Raw genomic sequence first — 17,536 nt, 5'->3', positions numbered from 1 at the left:
ATGGGACACTCCAGCGCCAGCGTCACCCTGGATGTCTATACCCACACGGACTACAACTCCGTCAAGCACGCCTTTGAGCAGATCGCAGCCAACCTATGACAGGATTAAAACCGGACATTTTCCATACACCGCTTCTTACACCATTTGCGTCAAGACTTATCCATATCTGTGTAGATTTGCAGGAGATCCGAACATCGGATGCTCACCCCAAAATCCCGCAAAATCCCTGCGGCAGAAGGGATACGGAGGCTTGTACACACCTGCGTGGGCAAGCCTTAAAATCCCCGGGAAGGGCGGACGGCATGTATTAATCAAACGCCAGACTTTGGGTCCCCGGAACGCTGTTCCGGGGGCCCTTTTTTGTCGGCCGCCAGACCAGGCGCTTTGCCTGAAATAGCGGACTCCCCCGGACAGATGAAGAGGCCCCGCCGGATATACCGGCGGGGCCTCTTTGCGCTATGGCGTTGACGATACTCTTTCTCAGGCGGCCTGGTCAGCAGCCACGGTGCCGCCCAGGGTAGAGACGAAGTAGGCGGTGGTGGCGGAGATGACCTGATTGATGGCGGTGTAGTCGCCGGAGAACATGTTCAGGGTGTGGTCGCAGTTCTCAATGATCAGGTTGGCAGAGGCCTCGTTCTGGGCGGCGTCCGCAACGGTCTTGCCGCTGGCGGGGTCCACCACGGTGTCAGCCGCGCCGTTGATGGTGAGGATGGGGGCCTTGATGGTCTTGACCTTCTCCAGCACGTCGGTGTCCTTCACGTCCTTGAACCACTGGAAGCCGGTGGGCAGGGCGGTACGCCAGTCAAACTCCATGGTGAAGGAGCCGTTCTTCTCAGCCTCGGCATAGGCGGCGTCAAAGTCCTCAAACATGGTGGTCAGGTCCAGAGCTCCGGCCCAGGTGACCACGCTCTTGAAGGTGTCGGGATAGGCAGCGGCGGCCAGGAAGGCGTTGGTGCCGCCCTGGCTCCAGCCCATGACGCCCAGCTTGTCGCCGTCCACGGTCTCCAGACCGGCCAGATAGTCGGCGGCGGCCTTGGCGTCGATGTTGGCGGAGGTGTAGCTGTAGTTCACATACAGGGCCTCGGTGCCCTCGTCAATGCCCTGGAAGTTGAAGCGGATGGTGGCCAGGCCCTGCTTGGCCATCTCAGCGGCGGCCATGTCATAGGCGCCGTTGACCTCGTGGAGGTTGGAGCCGGTGCCGTGGAGCATCACCACGCCGGGGACCTTGGCGTCCTTGGTGGCGGAGGTGGGCACGGTGACGACGGCGGTCATGGTGTGGGCGGGCACGCCGTCCTGAGCGGGAACCTCAATGGACACGGTCTGCTCGGTGTAGACCGCGTTGAGCTTGGAGATGTTCAGCAGGATCTGGGCCAGCTCGGCGCGGGTGGCGGTGCCGCCGGGGTTGAGCTGGTTGTTGGAGCCCTTCACGATGCCCAGGGACACGGCGGTCTCCATGGCGTCAGAGGCCCAGGCGGGGATCTTGTCAGCGTCGGTGTAGGTGCTCAGGTCCGCGTCCTCGGTGGGCAGGATATTCTTGGACGCAGTGTAGTCGGCGAAGATCTTGGCCAGCTCCTGGCGGGTGATGGCGGCGTCGCCGTTGAAGAGGCCGGTGCCGGTGCCGGAGGTCAGGCCCTCGTCCTCGGCCCAGGCAGCGGCCTTGGCATACCACTTGCCGGTCACGTCGGAGAAGGTGGCGGCCTCGGTCACGTCGGGAGTGCCCGCCATATTGTACAGGGTCTGGAACACGGTGCCCCGGGTGACGATGCCGTCGGGATCAAAGCCGTTGCCGGAGCCGGTCATGATGCTGTTGTCCATCACGTAGCGGGCAGCCTCCACATACCAGGTGCCGGGCACCACGCCCTTGTACTTGATGGTGATGCGGCCCTGGCCGTAGGGATCGGCGTACTCCTCGCCGACCACGCCGCCCAGCTCGTCCTTGATATAGTTGATGAGGACCTCGTTGTCCACCATGACCTCATCCTTGAGGATGGTGATGTTGTCCTTGCCGAACATGGCGTAGCCGTCGCCGCCGTCCTTGAGCATGTAGTTGTGGGAGGCCAGGGTGTAGGTGGCGGCGGGGTCAATGGCCTTGTACTCGCCGGTCTTGCTGTCCAGCACCTGGACGTCGGACACGCGGCGGTCGCCGGCCACCTTCACGAAGTTGCCGGCGTCATCCAGCTCCACGGAGGAGGGGATGGTGGGGTCGATGGTGAACTTGATGCCGGAGACCTGGAGGAAGCCGCCGCTCTCCGACACGCCCACCTGCATGGCGCCCAGCTCCAGGGCGTCCAGCACCTGCTGGCCGGTGACCTCAACCAGGCAGGCCAGGTTGCCGAAGGGGTGGACGGCGATGATGTCGCCGTAGGTGATGTCGCCGGCGGCAATGTTGTCGCGGACGCCGCCGCCGTTGACCCAGCCGATGTCAGCGCCCAGCAGGATGCGGTAGGCGTCGGCGCACAGGTCGCCCAGGTTGGTCTCGGCGGAGCGGACGGCGCGGCTGCCGGTGACGGGGTCGTTGATGGTCAGGTCCACGCTGCTGGTGGCCACGACCTCGTTGGCCTTCTCGCTGTACTCAGCCTGGATGCCCTCCACGAAGGTCTTGGCATCGGTGTAGGCCTTGCTGGTGGTGTCCACGTCGGCCAGGGCCACCAGCTCGGTGGTCATGGTGCCGTCGGGGGCGATGACCAGCTTGCCGATGTTCTCGGCCTTGGTGCCGGTCTGGCTGAGGAGCACGTCCTCACCGGCCGCGTTCTTCACGGTCTGGGAGGCGACGGTGCTGTGGGAGTGGCCGTCCAGCACCACGTCAATGCCGGTGGTGTTGGCGATGACCTCGGTGGACATCCAGGGGGAGCTCTGGGCGTCCACACCCAGGTGGGCCAGAGCCACCACGTAGTCCGCGCCGGCGGTACGGGCGGCGTCCACGGTCTTCTGGACCTGGTTATACAGGTCCTTGCCGTCGTTGCCCTGGCAGAAGCCGTAGATGTAGTTGCCGGCCTCGTCCTGGAAGTAGGCGGGGGCGGACTTGGTCAGGGTCTCAGGGGTGGAGATGCCCACATAGGCCACATCCACGTCGCCGTAGCTGATGATCTTGTAGGCGTCCAGCACGGGGTTGCCGTCGGCATCCACAAAGTTGCAGCTCAGATAGGGGAACTCAGCCTGGTTCTTCACGATGTCCAGGAAGGTATCCATCTTGAAGTCGAACTCATGGTTGCCGGGGATGGCCAGATCGTAGCCCACGGCATTCATGATGTCGATGATCCAGCTGCCGCTGGACATGGACCCCAGAATACCGCCCTGGATGGCGTCGCCGTCATCCACTAGGGTGACGTTGTCGGCGCCATAGGTGTCTTCCATCTGAGCCTTGTAGCCGGCGATGGCCGCATAGGACAGGCCGTCGTCCGAGGTGCAGTGGATATCGTTGGTATAGAGCACCACGATACCGTCTTCCCCCTCCGCGGCCATGGCGGGCACGAACAGGGAACACACCATTGCCAGCGCCAGGAGAAGGGACAGGAACTTACTCGTACGCTTCATCTGAGACATTCCACCTTTCATTCCTTTTCAGGAAAGGGTGCGGTCGTATGCTCTGGCCGTCTTTTCCCGGGCGCGTCTTTTATCCGGCTGGCCCCCCTGCTCCGCCGGAAGCCGCGTCTCCGGGACTGGAAACGGCATCGGGCACTCTCCCTTCCCTTTCCTCAAGACACCTTAATAGTAACAAAACGGTGGCAGAAAAACAAGCCGGTTTACAAGTTTTTTATTTTTTGCGTTACCCTGCCAACGGCGGTATTTTTCGCCCCAAAACGCACAAAATGCCCTGGAACTGGAATTCCAGGGCATTTTGTGGGAGTTTTTTCTTTTTTTACTTGCTGACCCAGGTGCCGGTGGCCTCGCACTTGAGATAGGAATTGATGAAGCCGTCCAGATCGCCGTCCATGACGCCGTTGACGTTGCTGGTCTCGTAGCCGGTACGGTTGTCCTTCACCAGCTGATAGGGCATGAACACATAGGAGCGGATCTGGCTGCCCCACTCGATCTTCAGCTGCACACCCTTGATGTCGGAGATCTTCTCGGCGTGCTGCTGCATCTTCAGCTCCACCAGCTTGGCACGCAGCATGCGCAGGCAGGTGTCCTTGTTCTGGAACTGGCTGCGCTCGGTCTGGCAGGAGACCACGATGCCGGTGGCGTGGTGGATCAGCCGGACGGCGGAGGAGGTCTTGTTGATGTGCTGGCCGCCTGCGCCGGAGGAGCGGAACACCTGCATCTCGTAGTCCTCGGGGCGGATCTCCACGTCGGCGTCCTCGGGCAGGTCGGGCATGACCTCAACAGCGGCAAAGGAGGTCTGCCGGCGGGCGTTGGCGTCAAAGGGGGAGACGCGGACCAGACGGTGGACGCCGTGCTCGCTGCGGAGGTGGCCGTAGGCGTTCTCACCCTGGATCATCACGGTGGCGGACTTGATGCCCGCCTCATCGCCGTCCTGGAAGTCCACCACCTGGTACTCGAAGTCGTGGCGCTCGGCCCAGCGGGTGTACATCCGCAGCAGCATCTGGGCCCAGTCCTGGGCCTCGGTGCCGCCGGCGCCGGCGTGGATGGCCAGCACCACGTTGTTGTCGTCGTACTCGCCGGTGAACAGCGTGGACAGCCGGGCCTCCTCCATGTCGGCGGAGAGCTTGTTGAAGCCCTCTTCCAGCTCGGGGACCAGGGACTCGTCCTCTTCCTCGTTGCCCATCTCGCACAGGGTCAGCAGGTCCTCCCACTCGCCCAGCCGCTTCTTCTGGCCGTCCACCTTGTGGTGGAGCTGCTTGATGCGCTGCTGGATCTTCTGAGCCTTCTCCAGATTGTCCCAGAAGCCGTCCGAGGCACTCTCAGACTCCAGCATCTCCAGCTCCCGCTCCGCGGCCTCCAGGCCCAGGGCCTGGCCCAGGTCGTCCAGCTCGGGCTTCAGGTTATTGAGCTTTACCTTGTACTCATCAAATTGAAGCATGAGTGCCTCCTATCGTCGTTCAGCATAAAATCAGCTCCCTGACCTTAAAGGTCAGGGAGCCTTTTCTGGTTGCGGGGAGAGGATTTGAACCTCTGACCTCCGGGTTATGAGCCCGACGAGCTACCAAGCTGCTCTACCCCGCGATATTGGTGCCGGAGACCGGGGTCGAACCGGCACGGGATTCCTCCCACGGGATTTTAAGTCCCGGGCGTCTGCCAATTCCGCCACTCCGGCATTTACGATCCAGTTCTCCGTCCTTTTAGGTGCTTATTAAGAATACCATATGCAAGACACTTTGTCAATGCAAAATTTAAATTTTCTTTCTCCCCGCTTCGACTGCATTGTTCCGCCCCGACGGCGTATTTTAAATCGGTGAGCCTTCTGGGCGGCGGGCATCTTCTCCGCCCCGCCGCATACCATGATATGAGGGGCAAAATTTTCTCTGAGAGGAGGGCGCCTATGTCCGAGCACAAGCCTGTCTCCCTTCCCGCCCAGCCGCCGGTGGCGGACCCCCGGGAGGATGTGGATGACTACATCTTTTATATGGAGTCCGAATGGCAGGTCAGTGACCGCTGAGCCGCCGGGCGGAGGCTGCTTCCCTTTCTGTCAGCCTCCGCCCTTGTCATATCTCATGCCCGGCGGATGGTGAAGGTGATCCGGCCGCTGCACACGGCGTCCTCCTCCCCCACCGCAAAATAGTCCCCCACTATCACGTCGCCCTCCAGCCGGGTGTCCCAGTCCAGCCTGATTCCCTGGTCCGTCCGGCTCAGGCTGGAGAACACATCCGCATGGGCCACCGTGTCCATCAGCTCCAGCTTGCCCCAGTAGGCAAACCAATTCCCCTCCCCGGCCGCAAAGGCCAGGGCCATCATCTGCATATCCAGCCCCGGCCACTCCGCAAAGGCGGTTCCGTCCCAGTTCCAGGAGGCGGTAACCGCGGTCAGGTTCCCCTGGCTGTCGGTCTCCCAGGTCAGGGGCTGCCGCTCCATCCCCGGCAGCTGGATCACGTAGGCCCCGCCCCGGGTCTCCAGGGCCGTCCAACTCCCGTCCTGCTCCAGAATATACGTGGGGCTGCCGTAATATTCCGCCAGGAAGTTGTAATTCTCTGCGAACTCCGCCGGGGTCAGGCCGTCCCGGTGGGGCGGAAAGGCGCCCGCAAAGGACACCAGCACAGACAGCGCAAGGACCGCCGCCGTGGCCGCCACAAAGGCGGCGTTTCGCAGGCTGCTTTTGGGCTTTGCCTCCACCACCAGGTCCTGGGCCTCGTCCCAGGGCAGCGCGCCCCGCTTGCAGTAGACGTCATAACATTTCACCAGCCGGAACAGGGTGTAGATGGGGATGTTCCAAGCCAGCCCCTTCCAGACCATGGACATGGTGCGGGCGTTGCCCTCTCCGTAGGTCAGGCGGCCGCCCTCCGCCTTCTCCACCCGCAGGCCGAAGAGGGCCTTGCCCGGCGTGGTCCCCCACCGGCTCAGCAGGATGGGCTCCACCATAATCATGAACACCAGGCAGATGACTGAGTCCAGCCACCACAACAGTGCGTTCCGCTCCGCCATGTTGATGTGGAACCCCAGGGAGAGCAGGGCGATCCACAACAGCTGGTACAGCTCCATGTCGAGCAGCCGGGCGAACAGCCGCCGCCAGGGGCACAGGACCGGGGCCGGCGCGTCCCGGAACACCGGGGCGTTCTCCCGGTTCAGGTACTTCTCCGGGTCCAGGCTTCCGTAGTCCACGCCCTCATCCCGGATGGCCCGGCAGGTCTCCCGGGCCGCTCCCGCGTCCGCTATCTCCTGTTCCAAAGCGGCCATCCGGTGCTCCAGGGTGACCGGCAGAGCCTGCTCCCCCTGCTGCAAGGCCCGGATCTCCTCCAGGGACACCCCCAGCTCCCGCAGCAGCTTGATCCGCAGCAGAGATGTGATCTCCCCATCGCCGTAATCCCGGTAGCCGTTGTCCTGCCGCCCGGGGCTGATGAGCCCCTCTTTCTCGTAGAACCGTATGGTGGCCCGGTCCAGACCGGTGCGCTGTTCCGCTTCCCGTATGGTCATCTTCATCCCGCCTTTCCTCTTGTTGTGCTCAGGATAAGGTATGAACCTGGTTTACAGTCAAGCCTTTTGCGGGTTTTTTCTCTGATTTTATTATATGGGGCGGCGGGCGGTCCCGTCAATGGCCGCGGCAGTATAAAAAGCGCCCCGGATGCATGGCATCCGGGGCGCGGTGCTCTTTTCGATTCCTTGCACAGCTCGATCTCGTCGGCACAAGCTCTGCATCCCTCGGGGGCCCGCAGGCGGTCCCCCTCCCTCGCGCCGCTGCGCCTCCTCTCCCCAACACAGCCAAGCAGCTGTGTTGGGGCCCCCTCCAGGTGCTTGTAACGCTCCTTGGCGGACGTGCTCTCAGCAACGAGGAGTCCGCCACAAAAAACACCCCCGGGCGCGAATGCGTCCGGGGGTGTCATACGCTTTTCGATTACTTGTACAGCTCGATCAGCTTGGTCAGATGCTCGTAACGCTCCTTGGCGGACTCCTCGTTGCGGGCAAAGAGCTCCTTGGCGCGGTCGGGGAAGGACCGGGTCAGGGAGGAGTAACGGGCCTCGTTCATCAGGAACTCCTGATAGCCGCCAGCGGGGGCCTTGGAGTCCAGGGTGAAGGGGTTCTTGCCCTCGGCCTTGGCAGCGGGGTTGAACCGGAACAGGTTCCAGTAGCCGCACTCGACAGCCTTCTTCATCTCGACCTGGCAGTTGCTCATGCCGCCCTTGATGGAGTGCATCTCGCAGGGGGCGTAGCCGATGACCAGGGAGGGACCGTGATAGGCCTCGGCCTCACGGATGGCGGCCAGGGTCTGGTTGGGGTTGGCGCCCATGGCCACCTGGGCCACGTAGACATAACCGTACTGCATCACGATCTCGGACAGGGACTTCTTGGCCATGGTCTTACCGGCAGCGGCGAACTGAGCCACCTGGCCGATGTTGGAGGACTTGGAAGCCTGTCCGCCGGTGTTGGAGTACACCTCGGTGTCGAACACGAAGACGTTCACGTCCTCGCCGGAAGCCAGGACGTGGTCCAGGCCGCCGTAGCCGATGTCGTAGGCCCAGCCGTCGCCGCCGAAGATCCAGACGGACTTCTTGGCCAGGTACTCCTTCTCGGAGAGGATCTCACGGGCCAGGGTGCAGGCCTCGCAGGAGCACTCGCCGCGGGCAGCCACAACGGACTCCATGGCGGCAACGTACTTCTTGGTGGCCTCGGCGTTGGCCTCGCCGTCCTTCATGGTGTCCAGCCACTCCTGACCGGCAGCAGCGATGCCCTCGTCCACATAGTCGATGGCGATCAGCTGGCGGGTCTTCTCAGCCAGACGGTCGCGGATGGCCTTCTGGCCCAGATAGATGCCCAGGCCGTGCTCGGCGTTATCCTCGAACAGGGAGTTGGCCCAAGCGGGACCGTGGCCGTCCTTGTTGACGGTGTAGGGAGAGGTAGCGGCAGGACCGCCCCAGATGGAGGAGCAGCCGGTGGCGTTGGAGATGTACATCCGGTCGCCGCAGACCTGGGTGACCAGACGGGCGTAAGCGGTCTCGGCGCAGCCGGCGCAGGAGCCGGAGAACTCCAGCAGAGGCTGCTTGAACTGGCTCTCCTTGACGGTCTTGATGCCCTCCATGTCGGCCTTGGGGGCAACCTTGGCCACCATGTAGTCGAACACGGGCTGCTGAGCAGCCTCCTGCTCCTGGGGCACCATGGTCAGAGCCTGGACGGGGCAGTTCTTGGCGCAGACGGAGCAGCCCATACAATCCAGGGGGGAGATGGCGATGGAGAACTTATAGACGCCCTTGCCCTTGCCGGCCTTCACGTCCACGATCTTGGCGGCCTCGGGGGCGTTCTTGGCCTCCTCCTCGGTCAGCGCATAGGGACGGATGGTGGCGTGGGGGCAGACGAAGGAGCACTGGTTGCACTGGATACACTTGCTGGAATCCCAGGTGGGCACGGTCACGGCCACGCCGCGCTTCTCATAGGCGGAGGCGCCCAGCTCGAAGGTGCCGTCCACGTGGTCCACGAAGGCGGACACGGGCAGGCTGTCGCCGTCCATGCGGTCCACGGGGTCCAGGATGGACTCCACCATCTTCACCAGCTTCTCGGGGCCGGTGAGCACGCTCTCCTTCTTGCCGTCCTCGGCGGTAGCCCAGGAGGCGGGGACCTCCACCTTCTTGTAGGCGGTGGCGCCCAGGTCGATGGCCTTGTGGTTCATGTCCACAATGTCCTGGCCCTTCTTCAGGTAGGAGTGGGTGGCCGCATCCTTCATGTACTGGATGGCCTCGGCCTCAGGCATGATCTTGGCCAGGGAGAAGAAGGCGGACTGGAGGATGGTGTTGGTGCGCTTGCCCATGCCGATCTCAATGGCCAGGTCAATGGCGTTGATGGTGTAGAGCTGGATGTTGTTCTTGGCGATGTAGCGCTTGGAAGCGGCATCCAGGTGGTGCTCCAGCTCCTCGAAGGACCACTGGCAGTTGATCAGGAAGGTGCCGCCGGGCTTCACGTCCCGGACGATGGGGAAGCTCTTGGTGATATAGCTGGGCACGTGGCAGGCCACGAAGTCAGCCTTGTTGATATAGTAGGGGCTCTTGATGGGCTTGTCGCCGAAGCGCAGGTGGCTGATGGTCACGCCGCCGGTCTTCTTGGAGTCGTACTGGAAGTAAGCCTGGACGTACTTGTCGGTGTGGTCGCCGATGATCTTGATGGAGTTCTTGTTGGCGCCCACGGTGCCGTCGCCGCCCAGACCCCAGAACTTGCACTCGATGGTGCCCTCAGCAGCGGTGTTGGGGCAGTCGTGCTCGACCAGGGAGGTGTTGGTGACGTCGTCCACGATGCCGATGGTGAACTGACGCTTGGGCTCGGCCTTCTGCAGCTCCTCATAGACAGCGAACACGCTCTTGGGCGGGGTGTCCTTGGAGCCCAGACCGTAGCGGCCGCCGATGATGGTGGCCTGACGGCCGGCGTTGGCAAAGGCGGTGACAACGTCCAGGTACAGAGGATCGCCCTGAGCGCCGGGCTCCTTGGTGCGGTCCAGCACGGCGATGTGCTTGGCAGTCTCGGGGATGGCGGAGAGCAGCTTGTCGGCGCGGAAAGGACGGTACAGGCGGACCTTCACCAGGCCAACCTTCTCGCCGTGAGCGTTCAGGTAGTCGATGACTTCCTCGGTCACGTCGCAGATGGAGCCCATGGCGATGATGACGCGGTCGGCGTCGGGGGCGCCGTAGTAGTTGAACAGCTGATAGTTGGTGCCCAGCTTGGCGTTGACCTTGCCCATGTACTCCTCAACGATCTCGGGGAGGGCGTCGTAGTACTTGTTGCAGGCCTCACGGTGCTGGAAGAAGATATCGCCGTTCTCGTGGGAGCCGCGCATGACGGGGCGCTCGGGGTTGAGGGCCCGCTTGCGGAAGGCCTCCACAGCGTCCATATCCACCATTTCCTTCAGATCGTCATAATCCCAGATGGCGATCTTCTGGATCTCGTGGGAGGTACGGAAGCCGTCGAAGAAGTTCAGGAAGGGGACGCGGCCCTTGATGGCGGCCAGGTGGGCAACGGCGCCCAGATCCATGACCTCCTGGGGGTTGGTCTCGGCCAGCATGGCGAAGCCGGTCTGGCGGCAGGCCATAACGTCGGAGTGGTCGCCGAAGATGTTCAGGGACTGGGCGGCCACGGTACGGGCGGAGACGTGGAACACGCAGGGCAGCAGCTCGCCGGCGATCTTGTACATGTTGGGGATCATCAGCAGCAGGCCCTGGGAAGCGGTGTAAGTAGTGGTCAGGGCGCCGGCGGCCAGGGAGCCGTGGACGGTACCGGCAGCACCGGCCTCAGACTGCATCTCGATGACCTTGACAGTGTCGCCGAAGATGTTCTTGCGGCCGGCCGCGGCCCACTGGTCCACGTTGTCGGCCATGGGGCTGGACGGGGTGATGGGGTAGATACCCGCAACCTCAGTGAACGCATAGGATACATGCGCCGCCGCGGTATTGCCGTCCATGGTTTTGAGTTTTCTCGCCATTTTGAACAATTCCTCCTTATGTGAACTTGCATGAATGGCTTCTAAATGATTCAGCGCAGATATTTTATCACCATCTTCCCCGTTTGTAAATTGTCTCTTGTGCGAAACCGGTAATTTTCCCACTATTTTTTTCGTTGGCAGAAATAAGGAGCGAAAAAACCCGGTCAGGACCGCTTTTTTTCTGTCAAAACCGGGCTGCCTTCACCCCCACTTTTCCTGTGGGATTTCTCCCTGTTCTTCCTGTTGTTTCCTGCTTTTCAGCCTGCATTTCTGTCGGTCCGGAGGGCTTCCCTTTTTGCACTCCGGGTGGATGTCCGGACGGCGGGCTCCGTCTGTCCTGCGCTCCTCTCCCGCCATGCCTGACGGCCAAAAAAGCCGGAATACTATGCAGCCAGCAGAGTGTTTTTCGTCTTTGTTAGTGCTATACTGAAAAAAGTGAGAAAGAAGGAGGAGTTTCACATGAAAAAGCGTGCTCTTTCCCTGCTGCTGGCCCTGTGCCTGTGCCTCTCCCTCATGCCCGCCGCCTCGGCATCGGTTGTGGAATCCACCGTCCAGGTCGGCCCCTACACCTTTGAGATATGGTTCGACGGCACGGCCACCCTGACCCGCTATGACGAGTCCCTGGCCGACTCCACCTATGCGGACATTCCCGCCTCCGTCACCGATGAGAACGGGCAGGAGTACCCTGTGACCGTCATCGGGGAAAAGGCCTTTGAGGAGACGAACATCACCGGCGTGACCGTCCCGGACAGTGTAATCTCGATTGGAAGGTTAGCGTTTGCTTATTGCAACTCCCTGTCCGACGTCAAGCTGAGTGAAAGTCTTATCTACATCAACGAACTTGCCTTCGCAAGCTGCGACGCCCTGAAAGAGATTACCATCCCCGCCAGCGTGGAGGAGATGGATAATCCCTTTCGATGGAGCAACGCGCTGGATACCGTCTATATGGAGGGTATGGTAGCCCCTGAATACTATTTCAACCCCTATGCCGCCTACCGCGAGGGCAACGGTGAGGTCGTTTTTGTCATCCCCAAAGGGGCTACTGGCTATGAAGACTGGTCCTCACGGAACTTCGTCCACTCCGTCATCTATGAGGGAGAATCCGTCCCCGGATACGGCATCTCTCTGAGTCCCTCCACCGTGGACTTCGGCACCACTCTCACAGGAAATGACTATCAGCCGGAACCCAGGGTTGTCACCGTCACCAACAGCGGCGACAGGTCACTCGTTCTGAAACTGCCTGACGATCGCCCCGATTGGATATTCCACTGGGAGAGCGACTACAGCTGGCTCGGTTCGAGCGTCAGAACTCTGGAAGCCGGAGAGAGCTGTACCTTTACCGTGGAACCCAGACCCGGGCGCGACTATGGAACACACAGCGAGACCGTCACCGTCACCACCCAGGAGGGAGCCAGCGCCGACCTGCATCTGTCCTATACCGTGCAGACTCCGAATTTCCGGGTGACTGTGAGCACGGAGGCCATAGACTTCGGCGCGGTGGAGGTGGGATACGCCCAGCCCGCTCCCCGCAGCATCTCCTTCACCAACGAGGACGACTATAAAATCAGCCTGAACGGGACGTCCGAATTAAGGGTTGAGTGGAGCAAGAGCGGGTTCGTCTATTCGCACGGGCACATGAGCGCACGCATCGCGCCCCACGAGACTGTCACCTATACCGTGCAGCCCCAGACCGGCCTGAAGCCCGGTATCTATATCCAACATGTACGGGGCAACTTCACCAGTTCCCATATTGGCGGGGATACGTTCCAGTCTTTCGATATCCCGGTGACCTTCATCGTGGCGGCGGAAGGGGACCTGCCCTCCTCCTGGGCCGCGGGACAGCTCAGCCAGGCCGCCGTCGCCGGCATTGTGCCCGACAGCTTCGAGAGCCGGTACACTCAGGCCGCCACCCGGGCCGAGTTCTGCGCCCTGGCGGTGAGGCTCTATGAGAAGGCGACGGGCGAGACCATCACCCAGCGGGCCACATTCTCCGACACCACCGACTTCAACGTCCAGAAAATGGCCGGTCTGGGGGTAGTCAACGGCGTGGGCGGCGGAAAATTCGACCCCGGCGGCACCCTGACCCGGGAGCAGGCGGCCACCATCCTGGCCCGCCTGGCGGAGGCCATGGGCCATCCCCTGCCCCAGGCGGCCCCCGCCTTCTCGGACAGCGCAGCCATCGCCTCCTGGGCCGCCGCCGGGGTGGGCCAGGTCCAGGCCGCCGGGATTATGGAGGGGAACGGCAGCGCCTTCACCCCCCAGGGCGCCTACACCAGGGAGCAGTGCATCCTCACCGTCCTGCGGCTGTATCAGCTGACCCAGAGCTGAGTTCCCAAGAGAGGTTTTTTCTTGGCAGCCGCCCTTTCTCCGTGGTATACTGATGCCGTATGGAGAAAGGGCGGCGATTTTTATGCTCTGTGAGGTACGCTCTCTGGGTCTGACCGGCGTGGCCGGGTACGAGGTGCGGGCCGAGTGCGACCTGTCCGGCGGCCTGCCCGCCTTTGATATTGTGGGCCTGCCCGACGCGGCGGTGAAGGAGGCCCGGGAACGGGTGCGGGCCGCGGTGAAGAACTGCGGCTTTACCTTCCCTGTGTCCCGCATCACGGTGAATCTGGCCCCCGCCGCCCAGCGGAAGGCGGGCACCCTGTACGACCTGCCCATTCTGGTGGGCATTCTGGCCGCCGGCGGCCAGCTCCGGTGCGACCTGTCCCGCTCGGCCTTTGTGGGGGAGCTGTCCCTGTCCGGGGAGGTGCGGCCGGTGGCGGGCATGCTGCCCATGGCCCTGGCCGCCGCCCGGGCGGGGGTGGAGGCCCTCTATGTCCCCGCCGAGAGCGCCGCCGAGGCCACCCTGGCCGGCGGCGGCATGGCGGTCTACCCGGTGGAGAGCGTCACCGCCCGCATCCGCCACCTGACGGGGGAGGAGCCCCTCTCCCCCTCACCCCCCTGGACGCCGGGGGACGCCCGCGCCGCCGGGCCCGATTTCTCCGAGGTGAAGGGCCAGGAGCACGTGAAGCGGGCGCTGGAAATTGCCGCCGCCGGGGGACACAACATCTGCATGGTGGGTCCTCCCGGTTCCGGCAAGTCCATGCTGGCCCGGCGTCTGCCCTCCATCCTGCCCGACATGACGGAGCGGGAGGCCCTGGAGGCCACGGAGGTCCACTCGGTGGCCGGGCTCACCACGGCGGAGGAGCCCCTGCTGCTCCAGCGCCCCTTCCGCTCCCCCCACCACACCATCTCCCCCATGGGCATGGCGGGCGGCGGCTCCAACCCCCGGCCCGGGGAGATCTCCCTGGCCCACAACGGGGTGCTGTTTCTGGACGAGCTGCCCGAGTTCAAGCCCGAGGTGCTGGAGGTGCTACGCCAGCCCCTGGAGGAGGGGCAGGTCACCATCTCCCGGGCGGCGGGCACCGTGTCCTACCCCGCCCGGTTCATGCTGGTGTGCGCCATGAACCCCTGCAAGTGCGGCTGGTACGGCCACCCCTCCGGTCGGTGCCGCTGCACCGAGGCGGCGGTGGAGAAGTACCAGGGCCGGGTGTCCGGGCCCCTGATGGACCGGATCGACCTCCACGCGGAGGTGCCGCCCCTGGAGTTCCACGAGCTGTCCCACGCCGCCCCCGCCGAGTCGTCGGCGGATATCCGGACCCGGGTCAACGCCGCCCGGCGCATCCAGTCGGCCCGCTTCGGCCCGGAGGGTCCCTCCTGCAACGCCCACATGGGCCAGCGGGAGCTGCGGGAATTCTGTCAGCTGGACAGCGCCTGTGAGGCGCTGATGAAGGGGGCCTTCCAGCGCATGGGCCTCACCGCCCGGGGCTATGACCGCATCCTCCGGGTGGGGCGCACCATCGCCGACCTGGACGGCAGCGACGCGATCCAGGTGCCCCATCTGGCCGAGGCACTCCAGTACCGGCCCGGGGCCTACCTTGTAAAATAACGGATGTAACTATTAAGGAGAACGAACGACATGGACGAGATCATCCTGATGAAGCTGGGCGAGCTGGTGCTCAAGGGCCTGAACCGCCGCAGCTTTGAAGACAAGCTCATCGCCAACGCCCAGCGCCGCCTGAAGCACTGCGGCAGCTTCAAGGTGTACTCCAAGCAGTCCACCATGTACGTGGAGCCCAAGGACGACAGCTGCGACATGGACGCCGCCTGGGAGGCCATGAAGCGCCTGTTCGGCGTGGTGGGTCTGAGCCGCGCCCGGGCCTGCGCCAAGGACAAGGACGCCATGCTGGAGACCGCCAAGACCTACCTCCACGACCAGCTGTCCACCGCCCGCACCTTCAAGGTGGAGGCCAAGCGGGCGGACAAGACCTTCCCCATGACCTCCATCGAGCTGGCCCAGTACGTGGGCGGCGAGCTCCACGACGCCTTCCCCAACCTGGGGGTGGACGTGCACAACCCGGAGCTGACCGTCCATCTGGAGGTGCGGGACTACGCCGCCTTTGTCCACGCCGACCCGGAGCCCGGCGCGGGCGGCCTGCCGGTGGGCATCGGCGGCCGGGCGGTGAGCCTGCTGTCCGGCGGCATCGACTCCCCGGTGGCCTCCTGGATGATGGCCAAGCGGGGCCTGGCTCTGGACATGGTCCACTTCTTCTCCTACCCCTACACCTCCCCCGAGGCCAAGGACAAGGTCATCGAGCTGGCCCAGCTGCTCACCCCCTGGTGCGGCTGCCTGACGGTCCACGTGGTGCCCTTCACCAAGATCCAGGAGGAGCTGCGCCGCTCCTGCCCCGAGGATCTGTTCACCATCCTCATGCGCCGCTTTATGATGCGTATCGCCTGCCGGGTGGCCTACCGGGTGGGCGCGGGGGCCCTGGTCACCGGAGAGAGCCTGGGCCAGGTGGCCAGCCAGACCATGTCCGCCATGCGGATGACCGGCGCGGTGTGCGACCTGCCCATCCTCCGGCCCGTGGTGGGCATGGACAAAGAGGAGATCGTCCGCATCGCCCGGAAGATCGGCACCTTTGAGACCTCTATACTGCCCTACGAGGACTGCTGCACCGTGTTCACCCCCCGCCATCCCCGGCTGCGGCCCCTGCCCGGCGAGATCGAGGCCGCCGAGGCCACCCTGGACATTGAGGCCCTGGTGGACGAGGCTGTAAAGAATATCGAGCGGATCCAGGTCAACCCCTGAGCCGCCCCTCCTGTTTCGTATATCTTCGCCGGGCCATTCCCGGCGCTTCGGAGGTCTTTTGTTATGACGCATACCGCAGAACTCATCGCAGTAGGCACCGAATTGCTCCTGGGCAACATCGCCAACACCGACGCCCAGATGCTCTCCAAGGGGCTGAGCGCCCTGGGCATCAACGTGTACTACCACATCGTGGTGGGGGACAATCCCCAGCGGCTGAAGGCGGCGGTGGAGGTGGCCAAGGGCCGGGCCGACATCATCATCACCACCGGCGGCCTGGGACCCACCTGCGACGACCTGACCAAGAACGTGCTGGCCGAGTGCTTTGGCAAGAAGCTGGTGTATGACGAGGCGTCCGCCCAGCGGATCCGGGACTACTTCCAGCGGCTCCACCCCGGCCGTCCCATGACGGACAACAACCTCCAGCAGGCCTACCTGCCCGAGGGCTGCACCATCTTCTCCAACGACTGGGGCACCGCCCCGGGCTGCGCCTTTGAGGCCGACGGAGTCCGGGTCATCATGCTCCCCGGTCCCCCCAATGAGTGCGGCCCCATGTTCGAACACCGGGCTGTGCCCTACCTACGCTCCCTGGCCGACGGGGTCATCGCCTCCCGGACGCTGAAGATCTTCGGCATGGGCGAGTCGGCGGTGGAGGCCAAGCTGCGGGACCGGATGAACGCCCTCACCAACCCCACTCTGGCCCCCTACGCCAAGACCGGCGAGGTGGAGCTGCGCATCACCGCCAAGGCCCCCACCGTGGAGGAGGCCCGGGCCCTCATCGTGCCGGTGGAGCAGGAGGTGCGGGGCATCTTCGGCCCCCTGGTGTACGGCGCCGACGTCTCCTCCATGGAGGAGGTGGTGCTGGGCCTGCTGAAGGAGAAGGGGCTCACGCTGGGCACCGCCGAGAGCTGCACCGGCGGTCTGGTGGCCAAGCGGCTCACCGACCTGTCCGGCGCCTCCGCCGTGTTCAAGGGCGGCGTGGTGAGCTACACCAATGAGGTCAAGGCCGGGGTGCTGGGCGTGCCCCAGGCCATGCTGGACGAATTCGGCGCGGTGAGCGCCCAGGTGGCCCGGGCCATGGCCCAGGGCGCCCGGAAGGTGCTGGGCTGCGACCTGGCCGTGTCCCTCACCGGCGTGGCGGGCCCCGACCCGGACGACCGGAACAACCCGGTGGGCCTGATCTACGTGGCCCTGGACACCCCCGAGGGCACCCGGGTGCGGGAACTCCACCTCATCAACGGCCGCGCCCGCATCCGTACCGTTGCCGCCACCAACGCCTTCGACATGGTCCGGCGGTATCTCACCGGCCTGCCCGACCGGGACGAATAATGCAGGACAAAATGTCCGGCGCACCTCACGGTGCACCGGACATTTTTTATGCCCTTGGATGGGGCTTC

General features: G+C 63.8%; 8 protein-coding genes and 2 tRNA genes. 4 read left to right on the top strand and 6 right to left on the bottom strand.

What is annotated here, in order from left to right; translation table 11 throughout:
* Positions 1–480 precede the first annotated feature (480 nt).
* From Q0K23_RS05610 to nifJ, 6 genes are all read right to left on the bottom strand, one after another.
* Positions 481–3,534, bottom strand: a complete 3,054-nt coding sequence (locus Q0K23_RS05610) for an alpha/beta fold hydrolase (protein WP_294518976.1) — start codon at positions 3,532–3,534, stop codon at positions 481–483.
* A 325-nt stretch (positions 3,535–3,859) separates the two neighbouring features.
* Positions 3,860–4,981 carry a peptide chain release factor 2 gene (gene prfB, locus Q0K23_RS05605; protein ID WP_294518974.1) on the bottom strand — a complete coding sequence of 374 codons (1,122 nt, stop codon included), beginning with the start codon at positions 4,979–4,981 and terminating at the stop codon, positions 3,860–3,862.
* A gap of 66 nt (positions 4,982–5,047) precedes the next feature.
* A tRNA-Met gene (locus Q0K23_RS05600) sits at positions 5,048–5,124 on the bottom strand.
* 4 nt (positions 5,125–5,128) lie between these two features.
* Positions 5,129–5,215 (bottom strand) — tRNA-Leu (locus tag Q0K23_RS05595).
* A 395-nt stretch (positions 5,216–5,610) separates the two neighbouring features.
* On the bottom strand, positions 5,611–7,032 hold the full coding sequence (locus Q0K23_RS05590; protein ID WP_294518971.1) for a MerR family transcriptional regulator: 1,422 nt from the start codon (positions 7,030–7,032) through the stop codon (positions 5,611–5,613).
* Between the two features lie 412 nt (positions 7,033–7,444).
* The gene (nifJ, locus tag Q0K23_RS05585; protein ID WP_294518968.1) at positions 7,445–11,008 is read right to left on the bottom strand and encodes a pyruvate:ferredoxin (flavodoxin) oxidoreductase; all 3,564 of its coding nucleotides are present in this window, start codon (positions 11,006–11,008) and stop codon (positions 7,445–7,447) included.
* A gap of 459 nt (positions 11,009–11,467) precedes the next feature.
* Between nifJ and Q0K23_RS05580 the strand changes: the two genes are divergently transcribed.
* The 4 genes from Q0K23_RS05580 to Q0K23_RS05565 all read left to right on the top strand — a co-directional run bounded on the left by Q0K23_RS05580 (position 11,468) and on the right by Q0K23_RS05565 (position 17,468).
* Positions 11,468–13,336 carry a leucine-rich repeat protein gene (locus tag Q0K23_RS05580; RefSeq protein ID WP_294518965.1) on the top strand — a complete coding sequence of 623 codons (1,869 nt, stop codon included), beginning with the start codon at positions 11,468–11,470 and terminating at the stop codon, positions 13,334–13,336.
* A gap of 82 nt (positions 13,337–13,418) precedes the next feature.
* Entirely contained in the window at positions 13,419–14,939 is a 1,521-nt protein-coding gene (locus Q0K23_RS05575) for a YifB family Mg chelatase-like AAA ATPase (RefSeq protein WP_294518962.1), read from the top strand.
* A gap of 30 nt (positions 14,940–14,969) precedes the next feature.
* Positions 14,970–16,142, top strand: a complete 1,173-nt coding sequence (thiI, locus tag Q0K23_RS05570) for a tRNA uracil 4-sulfurtransferase ThiI (protein WP_294518959.1) — start codon at positions 14,970–14,972, stop codon at positions 16,140–16,142.
* A gap of 63 nt (positions 16,143–16,205) precedes the next feature.
* On the top strand, positions 16,206–17,468 hold the full coding sequence (locus tag Q0K23_RS05565; RefSeq protein WP_294518956.1) for a competence/damage-inducible protein A: 1,263 nt from the start codon (positions 16,206–16,208) through the stop codon (positions 17,466–17,468).
* Positions 17,469–17,536: the final 68 nt, after the last annotated feature.

Source organism: uncultured Pseudoflavonifractor sp., assembly GCF_944387275.1.
GTDB classification, from domain to species: Bacteria; Bacillota; Clostridia; order Oscillospirales; family Oscillospiraceae; genus Pseudoflavonifractor; species Pseudoflavonifractor intestinihominis.
This window is presented reverse-complemented; position numbering and strand designations above follow the sequence as displayed.